Source organism: Actinophytocola sediminis, from assembly GCF_054779715.1.
The window spans coordinates 26372-46216 of record NZ_BAAGXS010000018.1; the positions used below are offsets into that span (position 1 = coordinate 26372).

General features: G+C 72.2%; 19 protein-coding genes. 7 read left to right on the forward strand and 12 right to left on the reverse strand.

Translation table 11 applies throughout. From position 1 onward, the window contains the following. Positions 1–914: 914 nt before the first annotated feature. The 6 genes from ACYVIP_RS10455 to ACYVIP_RS10480 form a co-directional block, all read right to left on the reverse strand. Positions 915–1868, reverse strand: a complete 954-nt coding sequence (locus ACYVIP_RS10455; protein ID WP_460394624.1) for a quinone oxidoreductase family protein — start codon at positions 1866–1868, stop codon at positions 915–917. Continuing rightward, positions 1868–2227 carry a hypothetical protein gene (locus ACYVIP_RS10460; protein WP_460394626.1) on the reverse strand — a complete coding sequence of 120 codons (360 nt, stop codon included), beginning with the start codon at positions 2225–2227 and terminating at the stop codon, positions 1868–1870. The genes ACYVIP_RS10455 and ACYVIP_RS10460 overlap by 1 nt, the downstream gene beginning before the upstream one ends. Continuing rightward, positions 2224–3084, reverse strand: a complete 861-nt coding sequence (locus ACYVIP_RS10465; RefSeq protein WP_460394628.1) for a DODA-type extradiol aromatic ring-opening family dioxygenase — start codon at positions 3082–3084, stop codon at positions 2224–2226. Before ACYVIP_RS10465 ends, ACYVIP_RS10460 begins: the two co-directional genes overlap by 4 nt. After that, positions 3077–3892, reverse strand: a complete 816-nt coding sequence (locus ACYVIP_RS10470; RefSeq protein ID WP_460394630.1) for a citryl-CoA lyase — start codon at positions 3890–3892, stop codon at positions 3077–3079. The genes ACYVIP_RS10465 and ACYVIP_RS10470 overlap by 8 nt, the downstream gene beginning before the upstream one ends. A gap of 55 nt (positions 3893–3947) precedes the next feature. Further along, positions 3948–5081, reverse strand: a complete 1134-nt coding sequence (locus ACYVIP_RS10475) for a CaiB/BaiF CoA transferase family protein (protein ID WP_460394632.1) — start codon at positions 5079–5081, stop codon at positions 3948–3950. A gap of 76 nt (positions 5082–5157) precedes the next feature. Further along, entirely contained in the window at positions 5158–5958 is an 801-nt protein-coding gene (locus ACYVIP_RS10480) for an IclR family transcriptional regulator domain-containing protein (RefSeq protein WP_460394634.1), read from the reverse strand. 100 nt (positions 5959–6058) lie between these two features. Here ACYVIP_RS10480 and ACYVIP_RS10485 point away from each other — a divergent pair, with 100 nt between their 5' ends. After that, positions 6059–7519: an amidohydrolase family protein gene (locus tag ACYVIP_RS10485; RefSeq protein ID WP_460394636.1), complete on the forward strand. Its 1461-nt coding sequence runs from the start codon at positions 6059–6061 to the stop codon at positions 7517–7519. A 22-nt stretch (positions 7520–7541) separates the two neighbouring features. Here ACYVIP_RS10485 and ACYVIP_RS10490 read toward each other — a convergent pair whose 3' ends face one another. Next, entirely contained in the window at positions 7542–10223 is a 2682-nt protein-coding gene (locus ACYVIP_RS10490) for a CHAT domain-containing protein (protein ID WP_460394638.1), read from the reverse strand. A gap of 117 nt (positions 10224–10340) precedes the next feature. On the opposite strand from ACYVIP_RS10490, the gene ACYVIP_RS10495 reads away from it, so the two are divergent. From ACYVIP_RS10495 to ACYVIP_RS10505, 3 genes are read left to right on the forward strand one after another with little or no spacing between them, the layout of a single operon-like run. Next, positions 10341–11570: a S8 family peptidase gene (locus ACYVIP_RS10495; RefSeq protein WP_460394640.1), complete on the forward strand. Its 1230-nt coding sequence runs from the start codon at positions 10341–10343 to the stop codon at positions 11568–11570. Further along, positions 11557–12135 carry an RNA polymerase sigma factor gene (locus tag ACYVIP_RS10500; RefSeq protein WP_460394642.1) on the forward strand — a complete coding sequence of 193 codons (579 nt, stop codon included), beginning with the start codon at positions 11557–11559 and terminating at the stop codon, positions 12133–12135. Before ACYVIP_RS10495 ends, ACYVIP_RS10500 begins: the two co-directional genes overlap by 14 nt. Beyond that, complete coding sequence (locus tag ACYVIP_RS10505) at positions 12135–12587, forward strand: hypothetical protein (RefSeq protein WP_460394644.1); 453 nt, start codon at positions 12135–12137, stop codon at positions 12585–12587. The genes ACYVIP_RS10500 and ACYVIP_RS10505 overlap by 1 nt, the downstream gene beginning before the upstream one ends. Here the strand turns inward: ACYVIP_RS10505 and ACYVIP_RS10510 are convergent. Both ACYVIP_RS10510 and ACYVIP_RS10515 read right to left on the reverse strand, forming a co-directional pair. Continuing rightward, entirely contained in the window at positions 12584–13030 is a 447-nt protein-coding gene (locus ACYVIP_RS10510; RefSeq protein WP_460394646.1) for a hypothetical protein, read from the reverse strand. The two genes, ACYVIP_RS10505 and ACYVIP_RS10510, sit on opposite strands and share 4 nt — an antisense overlap. An 80-nt stretch (positions 13031–13110) precedes the next feature. Next, positions 13111–14097, reverse strand: coding sequence for an NAD-dependent epimerase/dehydratase family protein (locus ACYVIP_RS10515; protein ID WP_460394648.1), 987 nt, complete (start codon positions 14095–14097; stop codon positions 13111–13113). 23 nt (positions 14098–14120) lie between these two features. Between ACYVIP_RS10515 and ACYVIP_RS10520 the strand changes: the two genes are divergently transcribed. Further along, entirely contained in the window at positions 14121–14480 is a 360-nt protein-coding gene (locus ACYVIP_RS10520; protein WP_460394650.1) for a hypothetical protein, read from the forward strand. Continuing rightward, positions 14477–15553: a winged helix DNA-binding domain-containing protein gene (locus ACYVIP_RS10525; RefSeq protein WP_460394651.1), complete on the forward strand. Its 1077-nt coding sequence runs from the start codon at positions 14477–14479 to the stop codon at positions 15551–15553. Before ACYVIP_RS10520 ends, ACYVIP_RS10525 begins: the two co-directional genes overlap by 4 nt. A 48-nt stretch (positions 15554–15601) precedes the next feature. Here ACYVIP_RS10525 and ACYVIP_RS10530 read toward each other — a convergent pair whose 3' ends face one another. Genes ACYVIP_RS10530 through ACYVIP_RS10540 form a run of 3 tightly spaced genes read right to left on the reverse strand, consistent with a single transcriptional unit; the run spans position 15602 to position 17667 of the window. After that, entirely contained in the window at positions 15602–15946 is a 345-nt protein-coding gene (locus ACYVIP_RS10530; protein ID WP_460394653.1) for a hypothetical protein, read from the reverse strand. 39 nt (positions 15947–15985) lie between these two features. Continuing rightward, positions 15986–16789: an MbnB/TglH/ChrH family RiPP precursor modification enzyme gene (locus ACYVIP_RS10535; protein ID WP_460394655.1), complete on the reverse strand. Its 804-nt coding sequence runs from the start codon at positions 16787–16789 to the stop codon at positions 15986–15988. Next, a complete protein-coding gene (locus ACYVIP_RS10540) occupies positions 16786–17667 on the reverse strand; it encodes a TIGR04222 domain-containing membrane protein (protein WP_460394657.1) in 882 nt (293 codons plus the stop codon). The genes ACYVIP_RS10535 and ACYVIP_RS10540 overlap by 4 nt, the downstream gene beginning before the upstream one ends. 253 nt (positions 17668–17920) lie before the next feature. Between ACYVIP_RS10540 and ACYVIP_RS10545 the strand changes: the two genes are divergently transcribed. Continuing rightward, entirely contained in the window at positions 17921–19837 is a 1917-nt protein-coding gene (locus tag ACYVIP_RS10545; protein ID WP_460394659.1) for a cellulase family glycosylhydrolase, read from the forward strand. The last annotated feature ends 8 nt before the right edge of the window (positions 19838–19845 follow it).

Consider the following 19845-nt stretch of genomic DNA (forward strand, 5'->3'; position numbering starts at 1 on the left):
GCTACTCCGGCTGGCTGGGCGAGATCGGCGGCACGTCGCTGTCCATCAGCGACGACCTGGTGACCGCGGCCTACGCCGGCGACAAGTCCCAGGCGGCGAACAGCACGGACCTGACCTGGGTCGACACCCGGACCGGAGAGCGCATCGGGTCGACCGACCTCGGCGCGGAGCCCCTGCTCGACCAGTGCACGCTCAGCGGCTACGCGCAGGCACAGACGACGAACGTCATCGCCGTCGCCAACTGTGCCACCTACGGCGCCAGGACGGTGGTGTGGAGCAAGGAGGACGCCAAGTGGCGGCAGGGGACCGGCCTGGAAGGGTGCGGGGAGGTCGCCAACTCCGTTGACACCGCCTTCATGCGCTCGACCGGCACGGACACCCTGTTGCTCGGGTGTTTCGCCAGCGCGACCCTGGGACGCCTCTACACGTTGCCCAACGCCTGGCACGCCGATCCCGTCAGCCTCGATGGTGTCGCGCTCGAGAGTGTCGCCACCGGGGGCGGCGCGGGGAACCCGCCGAAGAACCTACTGCTGGACGACCGGATGCTCTACTTCGCCAGGGGTGAGCGGACCACGAGCAACGGCGTACTCGCGTCCTCGGACGGTCACCGGCGCTGGGAGCACGCCCTGCGCGACACGACCGAGGTGAGCCTGCTGGCCGTCGACGACGACGCGGTGACGGTGCTGGTGGTCGAGCCGGGGCCATCCACGCTGTACACCGTGGCGGGAGCGAACGAGGTGGTGCGGGCCCCCGAGCTGGATTCCCGGGTGGCCGAGAAACTGCCCGGCGCGAAGCGGGCCGTCCGGGTCGGTGACTACCTCGTCTGCGCCTTCGCCGCCCTCGAAGCGGACGGGACGGTCATCGGCGCGGTGCGCATGGTCGAGTAGGCGCGGTGGGTGTTCGGCACACCACCATCACGGTGTGAGGACAATGCGGCCGGCGGGGGCGCCGGCCGCCTGGCGGGACCAGGCGGTGGCGATGTCGGCCAGTGGCAGCGGTTCGTAGTTGACGGACAGGTCGCCGGTCGCGGCGTGGCCGGCGACCACGCGGATGGCCGCCGCGCGCTGCTCGTCGGACAGCTCGTTGTTCGTGTAACCCAGTATTCGCAAGGATCTCCCGCGGATCGTCGACGAGTCCAGAGGGCTCGTCTCGGCCGCCGACGAGCCGAGGTTCACCAACCGGCCGCCATGGCGCAGCGCCTTGGCGGCCGCGGCCGCCGGTGCGCCGAACAATGGGTCGATCACCAGGTCGGCCGGGCCGTCGGTCGCCTCGGCGAACCGGGCCGCCAGGGTCGGCACGTCGTCGGCGTCCAGGGGCACCACCACGTCCGCGCCCGCCAGCGAGGCGCGGGCCATGGCCGAGGGTGAGCGGGCGCCGGCGATCACCCGGCGGGCACCGTAGAGCCTGGCCAGTCGGACGGCCGCCTGCCCGACCACCCCACCGGCACCGAGCACGATCACCTGCTCGCCCGCGGTGAGCCCACCGCGCTCGGTCAGCGCGTGCAACGCGGCCACCGCGGACAGCCCGAGCGCGGCGAAGGCCAGCGGGTCGATGCCGGCCGGCAGCTCGACCACCGATGTCGCCGGCACCGCCACCACCTCGGCCATACTGCCGTCGCCGGGCGCCATGCCGGCCGTGGTGGGAAACCACACCGGCTGGTCGGCCACCACGCCGACGCCCTGCACGCCGGGCACGTAGGGCGTCTGTGGCCGGCCGAAGTAGGACGTGCCGCTGGCGCACAACAGGTCCAGCGGCGTGACCGGCGCGGCGAGTACCCGGACCAGGGTCTGGTCGGGGTCGGGCATCGGGAACTCCCGGTCGACCACCGTCGGTGGCTCGCCGGGGGTGTGCAGGACGGCGGCGCGCATCAGGTCGCGATGTCCGGGTAGGGCAGCGAGAACCGGTCCAGCCGCCTGGCGTACTCCAGTTGGAAGCCGAGCCCGTCGTGGTCGCGCTCGAACATCGCGATGAACAGCGTCAGCGTGAGGAACGGGTGCGCGCCGAGCTCGAACAGTCGCGGATAGTCGTGAGTGGACAGTGCGGCGCGTTCGGTGTCCTCGAAGCGCAGCCAGGTCGAGGACTCCGCGCCGTGGCAGTTGAGGATCCGGTTGGCCTGGGACTCCTCCCACCACCGCACGGTCTCCTCCGGATCCTCGCGGTAGCGCTCGACCAACTCCGGATCACGGTCCACAGTGAACAGAAACTTGTTGAGTAGGTACTTGCTCATGATTTCCCGCCCGGGTACCAGGTGAAGTAGGCCTCCATGGTGTGGAACAGGTCGTAGGTGTCCACGTAGTCGGCTTTGCGGCCCTCGCCGGCCACGCCCATCATCAGCATGAAGTCCATGAACCCGTGGGTGGCGTTGCCCGGCGCGTGCAGGCTGTCCAGGGTGACCTCCGACAGGCAGCCGTCCAGGTCGCCATCGGCGATCCACTCCACCGCGCGGCGGTCGAACTCCGGGTCCGGGCCGTGCGGGCCGAACTGGCGTGGCCCACCGAGCTCCAGGGACAGGTGTCCGGTGCCGATGATCGCCACCCGTTGGTCCGACGGCCAGGACTCGACCAGCTCGCGCAGCGTCTGTCCCAGTTGGACGAACCGTTTCGGCTGCGGCAGCGGCGGGGCGAAGATGTTGGTGTAGACGGGAACGATCGGTAAGTCGTTCTGCGGCCGGAGGGTGATGATCGGGCAGGTGATCGAGTGGTCGATGCGCAGCTCGTTGGAGAACGCCAGGTCGAACCCGGCGTCCAGGCCCTCGCGCAGCACGTAGGAGGACAGGTCCTCCTGTCCCTGCATGACCATTCGCGGCAGGCCGAACTCGCGCTCCTCGTTGTACCAGTTGGCGTCGTAGAACGGCGCCTTGCCGACCAGGAACTGCGGCATGTTGTCCAGCCACAGCTGGTGGAAGTGGTCCGAGCCGACCATCACCAGCACGTCTGGCCGCGCCCTGGTCAGCGTTTCCCGGAACGCCTCGACCTTGCGTACCCACTCGTCGGCGAACGGCGGGCGGTCCTCGCCGGTGGCCGTGCTTGCCTTGTAGTAGAAGGGATGGTGCGTGGACGCGATCACCGCGACCAGCTCAGCCATGCGAACCTCCTTGTGCGTACGGCGCCGGCGGTACGGACCGGTTGTTCAGGTCGACGGACAGGAAGATCTCGTTGCCGACGGGGTTGCGCAGCTCCTCGGCCAGCTGCCCGATCAGCCCGGCGGTCCGCGCGAGCAACGCGAAGCCGCGCAACAACTCCAGCGGCAGCCCGAGGTCGGCAAGCGCGGCCCCGCACACGCCGGCCCCGTTGAGCGGCAGGGTCCGGCCGAGCACCCGGTGGTGCACCCGGCCGATGGCGGCGAACAGCGCGAGGTGCGGGCCGACCAGCCCCTCCTCGGCCGCGATGGCGAACAGCCGGGGGGTGCGCGGGTCGCCGTCCTTGTGCACGTGATGGCCGAGGCCCGGCACGAACTCGCCGGCTTCCCGTTGCGCGGTCACCACCTCCAGCGCGATGTCGTCCCAACCGGACTCGTCGGTCGGCGGCTGGCGGCCGGCCAGCGCGGCGTGCAGGAACCGGCCGCAGTCCTCGGTGACGCCGAGGAACCGGGAGCCGCCGCCGAGCAGGCCGGCGGCGAGCGCGCCCTGCACCGAGTCCGGCGCGGACAGGTAGGTCAGCCGGGTGACGATCGCGGTCGGGGTGAAGCCGTGGTCGGCCAGCGCGGCGAGTACCGCCTCGAACACCCTGGTCTCGCCGGTGGTCGGGCGGCGCTGGGTGGCCAGCCAGAACGCCAGCTCGCCGAAGCCGACCTCGCCCATCACGTCGTCGGCGAGATCCTTGCCGAGCAACGTGATCCGCTCCCGGGTGGACGCCCCGAGCGCGGTCGGGTACTCGGTCGGGTGGTCGGTCACGGCTTGGCCTCCCTTGGTCCGGCGAGCCAGGCGCGCAGTTCAGGCGGGTGCGCGGTCACGGCCGGGCCTCCCTCGGCTCGGCCAGCCAGGCGCGCAGCTCGGCGCCGTGTTCGTCTAGCCGCGGCGGGGGCAGCCGGTAGCTCGCCGGTGTCTCGGAGAAGCGGATCGGGTGTCTGGTGGTGGGGATCGCCCGGTCGCCGTCGCCGACCTCGACCACCGGGTCCAGGCCGAACCGGTCGGCCATCGCGAAACCGCCGTCGATGGTGTTGATCGGTCCACACGGGACACCGGCGTCGACGAGCAGGTCGAACCATTCCACCGCACCGCGTTCGGCCAACAGCTCCACCAGTAGCGGGCGCAGTTGGTCGCGGTGCTCGGTGCGGTCGGCGTTGCGGGCGAACCGGGGGTCGTCGGCCAACTCGGGGCGGCCGAGCACCACACACAGCTTGCGGAACTGCGCGTCGTTGGCGGCGGCGACGATCAGGTCGTTGTCCGCGGTCGGCAGCGGCTCGTAGGGCACGACGCTCGGGTGCGCGTTGCCCATCCGGTAGGGCACCACGCCGCCGGCGGCATACGCCGAACTGTGGTTGACCAGGCCGGTCAGCGCCGAGGACAACAGGTTCACCTCGACGTGCTGGCCCTGCCCGGTGGCGTCCCGGTGCCGCAGCGCGGCCAGGATGCCGATCACCGCGTGGTTGCCGGCCATCACGTCGAACACCGAGATCCCGGCCCGATAGGGCGGGCCGTCGGGGTCGCCGGTCAGGCTCATCAGCCCGGAGATCGCCTGCACCATCAGGTCGTAGCCGGGCACGTGCCGCCCTGGGCCGGTGCCGAAGCCGCTGATCGAGGCGTACACCACGCCAGGGTTGGCCGCGCGCACCGACTCGAAGTCCAGGCCGTAGCGGTCCAGCCCGCCCGGCTTGAAGTTCTCGATCAGCACGTCCGCGCGGGCGGCGAGCTCCCTGGCGGCGGTGGCGTCCGCCGGCTCCCGCAGGTCGAGCGCGATCGACCGCTTGCCCCGGTTGATGCCCAGGTAGTAGGTCGACACGCCGTCGCGCACCGGTGGGGTCCAGGAGCGGGTGTCGTCGCCCTGCCGGCCTTCGACCTTGACCACCTCCGCGCCGAGGTCGGCCAGCAACATGGTGGCGTACGGGCCGGCGAGAATGCGGGAGAAGTCGGCGACCAGCACGCCGTCGAGCGGTCCGATGATAGGCCTCCGTCCGTATCACGGACAGGTGTCCGTAACGGCGATTCTGGCACGACGGTCAAGACCGGACCGTGTGCGGCACGGTCGCCAGCCGGGCGAAGTCGGCGCTGATCTCGCCCGCGGCGTGCAGCAGCAGCGGCAGGTGGTGCTCGACGAGGTGGTCCAGCGAGGTCTCGGCGGCCTGGCTGTTGACGTTCACCGCGGCGATCACCCGGCCGTCGCCGTCGCGCAGCGGGGCGGCCACCGAGCGGATGCCCAGGGCGAGCTGGCCGTCGGTCAGCGCCCAGCCGCGCGCCCGGACCTCCCGCAGCTCTGCCGCGCGCTCCCGCAGGTCGGGCTGCCAGCGCGGGGTGAGGCCGGCGCGGCTCGGCTCGGCGAGCACGGCGTCGACCTCCTCGTCGCACAGCGCGGCGAGCAGCACCTTGCCCAGCGAGGTCTGCAGTGCCGGGAACCGGGTGCCGATCTGCACGGTGAGCTCCACGATCTTGGGCACCGCGACCCTGGCGACGTAGACGATGTCCGAGCCGTCGAGCTGGGCGACCGAGCAGGACTCGGCGGTGCGCTCGGACAGCCGGGTCAGGTGCGGCCGGGCGACGTCCCACAGGCCGAGCGAGCGGACGTAGGCCACGCCGAGCTCGAGCACCCGCGGGGTGAGCGTGTAGCCGGACCCCTCGACGCGCACGTAGCCAAGCTCGGCCAGCGTCAGCAGGATGCGCCGCGCGGTGGGCCGGGCCAGGCCGGTCGCGGTGGCGATGTCGGCCAGCGACATCGCCGGCCGGTTGGGCCGGAAGGCGGCGATCACCTCGAGCCCACGGGCCAGCGCCTCGATGAAATCCGGTCCGGTGCCTGCTCGTGGCATCTGCGACTCCTTGTCGGCGCAACCATTGACTTCCCCGTGCCCGCGGACCAGAGTAGCCGCCAGGCGGACAGTAGTCCGAATATGGCACGAGGAGTCATCGATGACCGAGATCGCCCCAGGACGGCCCCTCGTGTTCCGCGGCGGCACCGTGCTGCCCATGGACGACACCCGTCAGGTGCTCGCCGACACCGACGTCCTGGTGGTCGGCGACCGGATCGCCGGGGTCGGTCCCGCGCTGGCCGTCCCCGACGGCACGGTGGAGATCGACGCGGCCGGCGGCATCGTCATGCCCGGCATGATCGACACCCACCGGCACATGTGGCAGACCGCGATGCGCGGCTACGGCGCCGACTGGACGCTGACCCAGTACTTCGTCTGGTACTACCTGGAGCACGGCCGGCGGTTCCGCCCGCAGGACATCCACGCCGGCAACCTGGTGGCCGCGCTGGAGGCCATCGACGCCGGGGTGACCACGGTCGTCGACTGGTCCCACGGCCTGCAGACCGTCGAGCACGCCGAGGCGGCCGTCGACGCGCTGCGCTCGGTGCCCGGCCGGTTCGTCCTGGCCTACGGCAACATCCAGCAGCCGCCGGCGGAATGGACCGCCACACCGGAGTTCCGCGCGTTCGTCGACCGCCACCACACCGGCGACGACCTGCTCGGCATCCAACTGGCCTTCGACGTCACCGGCGACCCGTCGTTCCCGGAGAGGCCCGCCTTCGAGGTGGCCCGCGAACTCGGCCTCCCGGTCACCACCCACGCCGGCGTGTGGGGCGCGACCAGCGACGACGGCATCCGGCTGATGTACGACAACGGGTTCATGGGCCAGGACACGATCTACGTGCACGCCGCGTCGCTGTCGGCCGACTCCTACCACCGGATCGCGGCCACCGGCGGCTCGATCTCGGTGTCCACCGAGAGCGAGCAGAGCGCGGGCCAGGGCTACCCGCCCACGTGGGCGATCCGCGAACACGGCATCCCGGTGTCGCTGTCGATGGACACCAGCGTGTGGTGGAGCGGCGACCTGTTCAGCGCCATGCGGACCACGCTGGGTGCCGACCGGTCGCGCTGTCACCTGGAGGCGCACGCCAACGGCGAGACGGTCACCGAGTGCCGGCTGCGCGCCGACCAGGTCGTCGAGTGGGCGACCAGGGGCGGCGCGGCGGCGCTGGGCCGGTCGGACCTCGGATCCCTTGCGGTGGGCAAGAAGGCGGATGTGGTGTTGATCAGGAACGAGCACTCGCCGGTGTCCTTCCCGCTGCTCAACCCCTACGGGCACGTGGCGTTCCAGGCCCAGCGGGGGGATGTGCACACGGTGGTGGTGAACGGCCGGGTGGTCAAGCACGAGCACCGGCTGGTGGACGCCGACCTGGCCGCGGCGCGCCGGGAGGTCGCGGACACCGTCGCCCACCTGCGAGCCGAGCTGGGTGAACAGGAGTGGGCGCGGGGCATGCACCCGGCGATCCCGGAGAGCAAGGTGCTCGACAACCCTTACACCTACACCGATTACCAGAGTTCGGCCACGCGCGGCCGCCCGGCAACGGCGGCGGCCAGCGACTGAGCCGACGGGGCCGAAGGTGGGATTACCAGTGTTCGGCCACGGTCGGCCGGCCGGTCGCCGCGGCGACCAGTGACTGTGCCGGCCGGGGTGCGAAGGTGTCGCGTTCGCCGCCGAGACTCACGAACCCGGCTGCGGCGGCGAGGTCGGCCGGTCCCCGGTCGCGGATCTCCCGCTGTGCCAACGAGAGCGCGACCGGCGCGGACAGTCCGGCGGCCAGACCCCGGTGCAGCTCGACCATCAGCGGCGCGGTCTCCAGGTCGGGGATCGGCACGACCGAGGCGACCAGCTGCGCGGCCCCCTTGGCGATGAACGCCGCGCTCAGGCCGAGCAGCTCGTCGCCGGTGCACACCAGCGAACGCCCGCTGTCGCAGGAGGCGAGCACCACCGTGTGCGGGACTCGGGGCAGGCGCTCGATGTCGTAGGTCACCAGCGGGCCGTCGTGCAGCCGCAGCCTGGAGAACAGCGGGTTGTCCGGGGCCAGGTCGCCGTGCGCGGCGAGGTGGGCGATGTCGGCGGTGGCCAGCTCGGCCAGCACCGCGTCGGCGGTCGCCGCGCCGTCGAGCAGGGCGGTGCGGCCGTGGATCGCGGCCACCACGGCGGCCTCCGCGCGGGCGCCGGACAGGCCGGGGCCCGCGGCCGCCATCACCCGGCCGCGCGGGATGATCGGCTCGCTGGATGCCGTGTGCCACAACGTGGCCGACGGCGACACGGTGACCGGCCGGTCGGCGCAGGACGGCAGCACCGACCACGGCACACAGTGCAACGCGCCGGTGGGCACCACCACCAGTGGCCGGCCGGCGAGCTCGGGCAGCGGCGCCAACAACACCTCGTCCAGGCGCCTGGCCGCGTCGGCCAGCAGCGTGCCGGCCGCCGAGCAGGACGCGCCGGCACCCCGGACCAGCCGCTGCAACGCGAACGGCATCCGCTCGACCAACCCGCCCGCGACCTCGGCGGAACCGAGCTGGCGCAACCGCATCCGCCGGTCCACCATGGTCACCGCGTAGAGGGTTCCGTTCAGCTGCGCGAACTCCACCAGCGCGCGGCTGCCGAGCGCGTCGCCGAGCGTGCCGGCGCGCACCGGCTCACCCGGCTGCCCGCCGGACTGCGGCGGGTGCAGCCGGCAGTGGTGCCGGATGCGCCGCTCCAACGCCACCCGCCTGGCCATCAGCCCGCCCCGGCCTCGGTCGATCTCGGCGGCGGTGGCCCGCAGCTGGGCGAGCAGGTCGGCGAGCACCGGGTCCTCGGCCGGCAGCACGGCCCGGTGCATGAACCGGCCGGCGCGCCCGCGTTCGGCCCACTCCAGCACGCCGCCCGCCCGGCCGCGGCGCAGCGCGAGCCGCAGGCCTAGCTCGCTCAGCTCGGCGCGGTGGGTTGCCGAGTGCACCCGCAGGTCGGTCGCGCCCAGCGCCGCGGCGTGCTCGTCGAGTACCCGCAGGCCGGCGCGGACCGCCCTGGCGACACCTCGGTCGTCCCCGGCGCGGGTCAGCGCCTCGGCGTACCAGCCGCGCGCCCGCAACGTCGCCGGCCCGCCGCGCCTGGCCTCCGCGGCCAGCGCCAGGTGTGCGCCGCGTTCGGCGGTACGCCCACGCGGGCCGCTGATCCTGGCGGCGACCAGCCTGGCCTCCAGCGCGGCGGCCGGCCAGCCGGCGGCCACGAGCGTGTCGACCATGGCGGTCAACGCGCTGGTGGTGATCCGGGTGCCGGCCGGGGTGGCCAGCTCGGCGCGCACCACCACCAGGTGCGCGAGCGCGGCCCACTCGGTGCGGTGCTGCCTGGCGAACTCCCGGCGCGCGCGGCGGGCATGGGCCAGCGCGGCCGGCACGTCCCCGTCGGCGAACGCCGCCTGGGCGAGGAACAGCCGGGCGCCGGGCACCATCAGCCTGCGCCGCTGGCGTTCGAACGCGCGGATCGCCCGGTGTGCGACCAGCTGGGCCTCGGCCGGCACCCCGGCGGAGAGCAGCAGCTCGCACTGGTCGGAGTAGACCGGGCCGAGCTGGCCACCCAGCGCGCCGATGATCTGTTCGGCCCGGTCGAGGTGGGCCAGCGCGGCCGGCACGTCGCCGCGCAGGGTCTCCAGGTAGCCGAGGTTCTCCGCGATGATGCCGACCGCGAGGTGCCGGCCAAGCTGCTTGGCCAGCCGGTCGGCCTCGCGCAGGTCGGCCTCCGCCGAGGTGAACTCGTGCCGCTCGGTGTGCAGGATGCCCCGGTTGACCAGGGTGCGTTGCAGGCTCACCAGGTCGGTGGTGGCCCGCAGCAACGGGATCGCCACCTGGAACTCGGTCAGGCCGGCGTCCAGGCGGCCGATCTGGCGCAGCAGGTCGGCCCGCTGCCCCCTGGCCCTGGCGTGCCCGTCCCCGTTGAGGTCGCGCACCGCGATGTCGATCTCCCGCAACGCCTGGCGCGGCCGCCCGCGCTGCAGCAGCGCCGCCGACAGCGGGATCCGCGCTTCGCCTGCCAGCTCGGCGTTCCCGATCCGCTGGGCGTGCGCGATGGAGCGGCGCAGGTGCTCGATCGCGCGGTCGACGTGCTTGGTCTGCAGGGAGGCCCGGCCCCACGCGCGCTCGGCGACGGCCGCGGCGGCCAGATCGCCCTCGCGCACCGCGCGCGCGGCCACCCTGGCCGCGAACGGCACCGCCTTCGCTGGCTCGAAGTCCGCGCGACGCATGGCCTCGCGGGCCGCATCAGCCGCGCTGGCACGTTCCACCCGAACAGGATGGCCCCCGCTCGCGACTTCGCGCACCTCTTTTGGACACTTATGTATCAGCCGGCCATGAGTCGGCTCCGGTTAGTTGTCGTCAGAAGTCTCCAGGGGAGGGGCGTCGTGACCGAGCCGAAGTCGACCACCGATCCGACCGCGGAATTCGACCCGACCACGTTCATCGTCGACCAGGAGTACGTCGACCTGGTCACGGCCAGGCTGGTGGCCGAACCCGGGGTGACCGTGACCGGCACCCCGGAGGTGTCCGCCCGGCTGGGTCTCGCCTGCCTGAGCGGCATCGAGATCGCCGAGTCCTACCCCGAGGCCGCCATCGCCGACTGCGAGCGGGATCCGACGCTGCGCCTGACGCCGCCGACCTTCGAGCAGTGGCGGGAACTGCAGGGCCCCGCCGCGGAACCGGCCGACCTCGACCACCGGTACTACCGGTTCGACGTGCTGACCTCCGTGGTGCGGGCCAGGATCCGCCGCGACTACGGCAACTGGGCGCCGCCGACCGGCAAGGGCAGGATGACCGTCGTCGGCACGCCGCAGAGCAAGGCGACCGACGACCCGATCCCCGCGAACCGCCCCCACCGGCCGATGCAGGGCCTCGGCGACGGCGTGCGGGTCGCGCTGCTCGACACGCCGGTCACCGCGCACGCCGACCTGCCGGACACGGTGGTGTCGGCCAGCACCATGTACGCCGGGACCATCGAGCACCCCAAGCGCGCCGGACACGGCACCTTCGTCGCCGGGCTGATCCGCGGCGAGGCCTCCGCCGCGCACCTGCGGGCGGTCGGCGTGCTGGACAGCGCCGACGGGCGGGCCAGCGCGTGGGCGGTGGCCAAGGCGCTGGTCGAGCTGGCCGACGCCGGCTACGACATCGTCAACCTCTCGCTGGGCAGCCGAACCCTCGACGGTGAGGTGCCGCTGCTGTTCGCCAGGGCGCTCGCCCGGCTCGGGCCGGACACCCTGGTGATCGCCTCGGCCGGCAACCGGGGCGAGGCCAACAACTCGGCCAGGAAGCTGCCGGTCTGGCCGGCGGCCGAGGAGGGGGTGGTCGCGGTCGGCGCGTGGGACAGCGGGTTGACCCCCAACCTGCCGTGGGTCACCTGCACCGCCCAGGGCGAGCTGGTCAGCGCCTACCTGACGGGCAAGGTGGTGCTCACCGACCCACCGGGGCTGACCATCTTCGACGGTTACGCGCTGTGGGGCGGGTCCTCGTTCGCGACCGCGTCGGTGAGCGGGAAGATCGCGGCGCGGATGGTGCCCGGGCGCGTCGGCGCGCGGGAGGCCTTCGCGCGGTTGCTCGACGCGCCCGATTCCGGAGTCCACCGCCATGTCGCCGACTGAGGCGGTCTACGAGCTGGTCGACCGGGCGCGGCAGGGGGAGCAGGCCGCGTGGGACCAGCTCGTCGAGCGGTTCAGCCCGCTGGTCTGGTCGGTGTGCCGGCGCTTCCGGCTCATCGGCGGGGACGCCGAGGACGTGGCGGCGAGCGTGTGGCTGCGGCTGGTGGAACGGCTCGACACGATCCGCGAGCCGGCCGCGCTGCCGGGCTGGATCGCGACCACCACCGCGCGGGAGTGCCTGCGGGTGCAGCAGTCGCGCAACCGCCACGTGTTGCTCGACGACGAGCGGCTCACCGAGGAGGGCACCCAGGCGGTGTCCGACGAGTGGTTGCTCGAGCAGGAACGGCATATCGCGCTGCGGGCCGCGTTCGCGGAGCTGTCGCAGCGTTGCCGGCGGCTGCTGTCGCTGGTGTTCGGCGAGCCGCCGACGCCCTACCGGCAGATCGCGGACGAACTGGGGATGACCGTTGGCGGCATCGGCCCCACCCGGATGCGCTGCCTGGACAAGGTCCGGGAGAGCCCGGCGGTGGCGGCGCTGATGGACGCCAGCCCGACGGGCGGACGATGATGACCAGGTGGCAGGACGATGAGGGGTTGCTCGCCGATCTCGGGGCCGCGGTGCGGGCCAGGAGCGCGGTGCCCCACCGGTTGGTGGAGATCGGCAAGGCGGCGTTCGCGTGGCGCACGGTGGACGGTGAGCTGGCCGGACTGATCTACGACTCGGCGTCGTGCACGCCGTTGGCCGGTTCGCGGGCCGGGTCGGCGGATCGGCGGGCGCTCACGTTCGTCACCACCGAGCTGACCATCGAGCTGGAGGTGGCGCCGGACGCGTTGTCCGGGCAGCTCGTGCCGCCGCAGCGGGGCACGGTGGAGATGCACAGCCGGGACGGCGAGACCAGCTCGGCCGAGGCGGACGACGTCGGTTGGTTCGTGGTCCGGCCTCGGCCAAGTGGCCTGTGCTGCTTACGGGTCAGTACTCCGGACGGCCGTCAGGTACGCACGGAGTGGACCCGGTTCTAGGCACTCCGGGACAGCTCGAACGTCGCGACGATGTACATCCCCCACCCGGGGAGCCAGGTGTACTCGATGCCGCTGAAGCCCGTCACGACGCCGTTGGCACAGCTGAGCTCGCTACTCGCGAAGTGGTAGACCGGCTCCACCGGGATCACCGACCACCAGATGTCGTAGATCTCCCCGTTGATGGCGGGTGTCCCGGTCGGGGTCAGGACCGGGTCAGCCCTTTCCTCGAGGATCGTGGTGATCTTCAGGCCGGACGAGCCCTCCTTCTCGATCACGACCTTCATGGGCTCGGTGAAGGGGTCGGCGGTGAGGGTCCCGGTGTGGGTGCCGACCCACTGGTCGACCGTGGTCGTCCCGCAGTCGGCCGCCTGCGCGACCCCCGGGGTGAGGAGGCCGAAGACGGCGATGAAGGTGATGATGGACGCGATCACCCTGGTACGCATGGATGTCACCTCGTGACTGGATGGTTGCCGGCTCCGTCGGAGGATTGGGCGCGCGGCTCGACATCCGGTCGAGGATGGCTCTAGGTGACGGTGTACGGGCCGGTCGGCACGGCGTGGTAGCCCTTGGCGCCGACCGTTCTGGCCAGGGGACTGCGGAAGTCCTCGTCCGCGCGCAACAGGTCGAGCACGGTGGCGAAGTCGTAGTGCGGCTGCCAGCCGAGGACCTCGCGGGCGCGGGTGTTGACATAGACCCGGTCGAGCCGGTCGAACATCCGCCAGCCGCGGCGGGCGTACTCGGCGGGCTGCTCGGGGAACAACCCGGCCACCACCGCCGGCGCGTCGCGGTGCAGCGCCGGCAGGTCGGCCTGGGTGAACGGGGTGGTGGCGCTGATGATGAACCGGTCGAAGCCGATGTCCGGCGCGCGCCGGGCGGCCAGCAGGTGGGCGTCGGCGACGTCCTGGAGGTCGACACGGCGGTAGAGGTACTCGGTGGCCTTGGTGTTGTCGTCGGCGTAGGCGGTGCGGACCTCGTCGCGGTCGTCTGCCTCGGGGAAGAACCGGGACGTGCGCAGGATGACCACCGGCAGGCCGAGGTCGCGGTGCGCCAGCTCGCACAGGTTCTCGGCGGCGGTCTTGGTGACGCCGTAGATGTTGCGCGGGATCGGCACGACGTCCTCGGTGATCCATGCGGCCGGCTCGCCGGTGCGCGGGGTGAGCGCGCGGCCGAAAGTGCTGGTGGTGCTGGTGAACACGAAGCTGCCGACGCCGGCAGCCGCCGACTCCTCCAGCAGCGCCAGGGTGCCGGTGACGTTGGTGTCGACAAAGGACTGTCGACCGTGCGAGCCGACGTGCGGCTTGTGCAGGGTCGCGGTGTGTAGCACGGTGCCGACGCCGGGCAGGCAGGCGCGTATCACGTCCCGGTCGGCGACGTCGCCGACTACGGTGGTGTGCGGTGATTCCAGGATGTCCAGGCCGACGACGTCGTGGCCATGCGCGGTCAGCACCCGGACCAGGGCCTCGCCGAGGTGCCCGGCGCTGCCGGTCACCAGAATTCGCTCGTTCGCCATGGACCTCAATGTACGGTTGGGGTATGGGAGCCAGGCGACCCGGCCGGTTCAGCAGGGCGTGGCAGCGGCAGCGTGCCGAGTTGGCCGACGCCGAGCGGGCGCACGACATGGCGGTGATCGACTGGATCGCCAGGAGGTTCGGCCGCAACCCGCTCTACCTGCCGCCGGACCGGCGGGGGCTGCTCGAGCCGGAGCCGGTGCGGCCCTACCGGGGCTTCCGCAACGGCCGCGCCAGGATGGCGCCGACCGAGACCGGCTACGAGGAACCCGTCGAGCCGACCCCGCGCGGACCGGGCAACGAACACCCGTGGCTGGCCGACCTGACCGACGACCTGCCGCCGACCGGCCCGGTGCTCGGCGCGCCGGACGGGGACACCCGGTGATCAGTTCCCGGGTGCTCAACCGGTCGGTGCTGTCCCGGCAACTGCTGCTGGCGCGGGTGGACCTGCCGGTCGTCGACGCGGTCGAGCGGTTGCTCGGGCTGAACGCGCAGAGCCCGAACCTGCCCTACCTCGCCCTGTGGACCCGGCTGTCCCGGTTCGCGCTCGCGGACCTGACCGCGTCGATCACCGACCGGGTGCTCGTCCGCTCGGTGCTCATGCGCGCCACCCAGCACGTGGTCACCGTCGCGGACTTCCGGCTGCTGCGTCCCGCGGTGGCGCCGTTGCTGAGTCGGGCGCGGCGCAACGCGTTCGGCAGGCGCACCGAGGGCGTCGACCTGGACGCGTTGGTCGTCGCGGCCAGGGAACTGCTTGCCGACGGCGCGGTGCTCACCCGCCCGGAGCTCGGCCGGGAGCTGGCCAAACGGTTCCCGGTCAAGGAGACCGGTGCGCTCGGGTGGAGTGTGCAGTACCTGGAGCCGGTGGTGCACCCGGCGCCAAGCGGCACCTGGAACGTCTACGGCGCGACGCCGTTCGCCAGTGCGGAGTGGACCGGGGTGGGTGCGCTGGCCGACCTGTCGGAGCTGGTTCGCCGCTACCTGGCGGCCTTCGGCCCGGCGACGGTCGCCGACGCGCGGGCGTGGTCGGGGGTGAGCGGGTTGCGGGACGTGTTCGCGGAGCTGCGCCCGAGCCTGCGGGTCTACCAGGACGAGTCCGGCCGCGAGCTGTTCGACGACCCGGCGGCGACGCTGCCGCCGGCCGACCTGCCAGCACCGGTGCGGTTCCTGCCGGAGTTCGACGCACCGCTGCTCGCCTACGCCGACCGCACTCGGATGATGACCGACGAGGTCCGCGCGCGGGTGTGTGTCGGCTCCGGGGTCGCCGCCACCGTGCTCGTCGACGGCACCGTGGCCGCGACCTGGTCGATCGACGACGACGACCGTACCGCGCGCCTGACCGTGACACCGTTCCGCCGGCTGTCCACTGTGGACATCGCGGAGGTCGAGGAGGAAGGCGCCCGGCTACTGGCATTCGCCGCCCCAGAACGCGACCACGACATCAGGACAATGCCCTGAATGCCTCATTCGGGACGCTGAACGTCCGCAATGAGGCATTCAGGGCTTTCACCGGTCGGTGGCGAAGCGGGTCCACCAGCGGCGCTTCGGCCGGCGAAGGTGGCCGGTTTCGGTGAGCCAGGCGGCGAACTCCTCGAGATCGGCGCGGAAGGAGACCCCGGACCGCCGGGGCCGGTCGGCGGCCCACTCGTCGAACAGCGGCCCGAACCGTTCCCCGAGCGCCTCGACGAGATCGGGCCGCAGCCGCTCGGCGATCCCTCGGCGCTTGGCGTGCAGCGCCCGCGCCTCGATCCGCACCCGCTCCGGATCGAACCCCGCCGGCACCGCCCCACCGGCCAACAACGCCCGCACCAACGCCGCCTGCTCCCGCCCCAATCGCTCCCGCTCACCCACGCCCCCACCTACCGGCCCACACCGCAGCGAAGGGACCCTTCACCGCGGTTCGACGACCGCGCGGATCGCGGCCAGTTCGGCGGCGAGCTCGGCGTCGGTCGGGTAGTCGTCGTCGCGTTCCAGGAGGACACCTGGTGGGGTCACGCGGGTGCACAGGTCGGCCAGCACGTCCAGGACCTCCTGGGCGACGGCGTGCGCGTGGGTGTCGTGGTAGACGCCGTCGTGCCGGACGCCGCCCGCCACGTGCACGTAGGCCAGGCGCTCCACCGGGATCTCGTCGAGGAACCGGCCAGGGTCGGTGCCCAGGTTGACCGCGTTCGCGTACAGGTTCGCCACGTCGACCAACAGCCAACAGTCCGTGCGCTCGACCAGCTCGGCCAGGAACTGGCCCTCGGACAGCTCCGCGTCCGGCCAGTCCAGCAGCGCCGCGATGTTCTCCAACGCCAACGGCACCGGCAGGTCCTGGCGCACGGCCCGCACATTGGCCACCAACACCGCCAGCGCTTCCCTGGTCCTGGGCACCGGCAGCAGATGCCCGGAGTCCAGCCCACCCGCCCCGGTGAACGCCACGTGCTCACTGACCAGCGGCGCGGACACCGCCTCGGCGACGGCCGCCAGATGCGCGACCCGCCCGGCGTCCACCGGCTCGGCACCACCCAGCGACAGCGACACCGCGTGCGCCACCACCGGCATCCCCCGCCCGCGCAACACCCGCAGCGACTCCGGCAACGGGTCCGGGGTCACGTTCTCGGCGAGCACCTCGACGAAGTCGACCCCCGGCAACCGTTCTACCGTCAGGTCGATCTCCGCGCGCCACCCGATGCCGACCCCGAGCCGGTTCATCCGCCACCTCCGCCGCCACAACCACCGCCGCCGCCACCACCGCCACAACTCGACCCGCCACCGCCGCTGGACCCGCCGCAGGAGGACGTTCCCCCGCAGCTGGCGTACGTCCCGGCGCCGTAGCTCCACGAGGCGGTCGCCACCGACCCGGTGACGACCGGGCCGAGCGCGCCGCGGACGTCGTCGTCCGGGAACGCCGCGAGGCCGCCGAGCGCGACCAGCTCGACGCCGTCGGTGATACCCGCCCGCGCCTGGTCAAGAGCACGGTCACCATGCACCGTACGCGGCCGGATCCGGCGGTTGCTCAGCACGATGAGCACCATCACGGTCACCACGAGCTGGATCATCAGGAACCCGACCGGCTGGAGTTCGATGATCCCGTTGACGAAGCGCGCCACGCCGACGAACAACAGCAGGAACAGCCAGAGCCGGGCGAGCCGGTTGGCCCTGGCCGCCGCCTTCGGCGTGAGCACCAGCTGGAAGGCGGCCAGCGCGGCGGACACCTGGTCGAGGTGCTTGGTCGCGCGGACCGACCGGATCAACGTGTTGATGTTGGGGGAGCCCCGGCCGAGCTTCTTGAGGATCGCGTCGCCAAGCGGATCCCACGCCGTCGCGTCCCGGACCGCCCGGATGGTGCCGCCACGGTTGGCCCGCACCGCGCCGTCCTCGATCAGCCGTGCGATCGCCAGCTCGAGCACCCGCCGGGCGCCACCGGCCAGATACGCGACCGACTCCAGATCAAGCTCCGGCGGCTGCTCGACCAGTTGTGGCCGCCGCGCCCGCGCCCGCACGCCAAGCGCCACGGCCAGCGCGATTACCAGCGCGCCGCCGTAGAGCCACAGGAAACCCGGTCCGGATATCCCCCACGGTTGACTCATCTCTGCTCCCTCTGCCGATCAGCCAATACTGACCGAGCCGGTGTGCCGGTGGCAGCGGAACGTGCCGATTCCCTGCGCCGCTTCGTGATCGCGAAGAGCTGTACTTAACCGCTTCACTGAACGTTAAGCAGTCTCAACCGATGAGGAAAGTCTGGTGTTCTGAACAAGTCACCGCGTATGGTGTGGCCATTCGCCCGTCGGAACTCACCCCCGCTGATCCGGTTCAGTGAACGCGCGCGAATAGCTGGAGGCGATGATGCTTCTGACCGGTGGCCGACCGTGGCTGGGCGCGAACTTCTGGTCCCGGGCGGGCGGTCCGTTGATGTGGCGCCGCTACGATGCCGACCTGATCCGCCAGGAACTGCGTGTCCTGCGCGACCACGGGATGAACCTCACCCGCTCGTTCTTCTACTGGCCCGACTTCATGCCGGCACCCGACCGGATCGACGAGGACATGGTCGCCAGGTACGCCGACTTCCTCGACCGCCACCTCGAGGCCGGCATGTGCACCGTGCCGACGTTCCTGGTCGGCCACATGTCCGGGGAGAACTGGGATCCGTCGTGGCGGCAGGGCCGCGACCTCTACACCGACGTCTGGCTGGTGGCCCGCCAGGCGTGGTTCGTCCGGGAGATGACCGCGCGCTTCCGCGACCACGACGCGGTCGCCGGCTGGCTGATCTCCAACGAGATGCCCATCTACGGCGAACCGGCCACCCGCGAGCAGGTCACGCCGTGGGCCGAGCTGATGGTCCAGGCGGTGCGCGCCGGCGGCGGCACCCAGCCGGTGTCCATCGGCGACGGCGCGTGGGGCATCGAGGTCACCGGGGTGGACAACGGGTTCTCCGTGCGCGAACTGGCCCAGCGCACCGACTTCGTCGGCCCGCACGTCTACCGCATGGAGAACGACGTCACCCGCCAGCACCTGTCCGCCGCGTTCGTCTGCGAGCTGGCCGGCACGGCCGCCGGATCGGGAAAACCGGTGGTGCTGGAGGAGTTCGGGGTCACCGACAACTTCGTCTCCGCCGAACACGCGCGCCACTACTACCGGCAGATCCTGCACAACACCCTGCTGGCCGGCTCGACCGGCTGGATCGCCTGGAACAACACCGACTACGACGACCTCTACGACCAGGACCCCTACCGCCACCACGCGTTCGAGATGCACTTCGGCGTCACCGACGCCCGGGGCAGGCCCAAGCCGCAGCTGGAGGAGTTCCGGGACTTCGCGGCGGTGCTCGACCAGGTCGACTTTCCCCGGTGTGCCAGGCCACCCGGCCAGGTCGGGCTGATCGTGCCGTCCTATTTGGAGCACGCGTACCCGTTCACCGAGGACTCCGACCGCGGCTACATCTTCCAGGTGCTGCGCCAGAGCTATGTGGCCACCCGCGCGGCCGACCTGCCGGTGACGTTGGTGCGCGAGCACGACGGGATCACTCCCGGACTGCCGCTCTACCTTGTGCCGTCGGCCAAACAGCTCACCGCCCCGGCCTGGCGGGTGCTCGCGCACGCCGCCGACGCCGGCGCGGTCGTGTACGTCTCCTACAGCCCTGGCGGCAACGGGGTGCAGCGCGGCCCCTGGTACGCCGACCTCAACGGGATGTTCGGCGTCGAGCACCAACTGCGCTACGGCCTGGTCGACCCGATCGCCGACGACGAGGTGACCGTCCGCTTCGTGCGCGACCTCGGGCCGCTGACCAGTGGCACCGAGCTGACCTTCCGCGTCGGCGGTGACGAGAACTCCCGCGCCTACCTGCCGGTGCGCCCGGCGGGCGCCGAGGTCGTCGCGGTCGACCAGCACGACCGGCCGGTGCTGCTCGAGCGCCGCACCGGCGCCGGCCGGGTCGTGCTGTGCACCTATCCGCTGGAACACCTGGCCGCGGCCCTGCCGATGGTCAACCCGGAGCCGACCCACGCCATCTACGACGCGCTCGCGTCGGTGGCGGGTGTGCGGCGTCCGGTGACCGTGGCCGATCCGTTGGTACACGCGGGTTCGCTGACCCACGCCGACGGCCGCCGGTTCGTCTGGCTGGTCAGCCAGTCGCCGTCGGCGCTGGACGTTCGCCCGGCCGTCGAGGGCAAGCTGACCGAGCTGGCGGCCGACGAGCCGGTCGATCAGCTGACTCTGCCGCCCTACGGGGTTCATGTGCTGCAACTGACGCCTGACTCCTGAGTCGTGTG

Coding starts and splice junctions, on each gene's coding strand:
- ACYVIP_RS10480 (WP_460394634.1), bottom strand. CDS start 5,958: ATGCCACGAGCAGGCACCGGACCGGATTTCATCGAGGCGCTGGCCCGT.
- ACYVIP_RS10465 (WP_460394628.1), bottom strand. CDS start 3,084: ATGGCTGAGCTGGTCGCGGTGATCGCGTCCACGCACCATCCCTTCTAC.
- ACYVIP_RS10455 (WP_460394624.1), bottom strand. CDS start 1,868: ATGCGCGCCGCCGTCCTGCACACCCCCGGCGAGCCACCGACGGTGGTC.
- ACYVIP_RS10485 (WP_460394636.1), top strand. CDS start 6,059: ATGACCGAGATCGCCCCAGGACGGCCCCTCGTGTTCCGCGGCGGCACC.
- ACYVIP_RS10520 (WP_460394650.1), top strand. CDS start 14,121: ATGGGAGCCAGGCGACCCGGCCGGTTCAGCAGGGCGTGGCAGCGGCAG.
- ACYVIP_RS10535 (WP_460394655.1), bottom strand. CDS start 16,789: ATGAACCGGCTCGGGGTCGGCATCGGGTGGCGCGCGGAGATCGACCTG.
- ACYVIP_RS10510 (WP_460394646.1), bottom strand. CDS start 13,030: ATGCGTACCAGGGTGATCGCGTCCATCATCACCTTCATCGCCGTCTTC.
- ACYVIP_RS10540 (WP_460394657.1), bottom strand. CDS start 17,667: ATGAGTCAACCGTGGGGGATATCCGGACCGGGTTTCCTGTGGCTCTAC.
- ACYVIP_RS10515 (WP_460394648.1), bottom strand. CDS start 14,097: ATGGCGAACGAGCGAATTCTGGTGACCGGCAGCGCCGGGCACCTCGGC.
- ACYVIP_RS10460 (WP_460394626.1), bottom strand. CDS start 2,227: ATGAGCAAGTACCTACTCAACAAGTTTCTGTTCACTGTGGACCGTGAT.
- ACYVIP_RS10500 (WP_460394642.1), top strand. CDS start 11,557: ATGTCGCCGACTGAGGCGGTCTACGAGCTGGTCGACCGGGCGCGGCAG.
- ACYVIP_RS10505 (WP_460394644.1), top strand. CDS start 12,135: ATGACCAGGTGGCAGGACGATGAGGGGTTGCTCGCCGATCTCGGGGCC.
- ACYVIP_RS10545 (WP_460394659.1), top strand. CDS start 17,921: ATGATGCTTCTGACCGGTGGCCGACCGTGGCTGGGCGCGAACTTCTGG.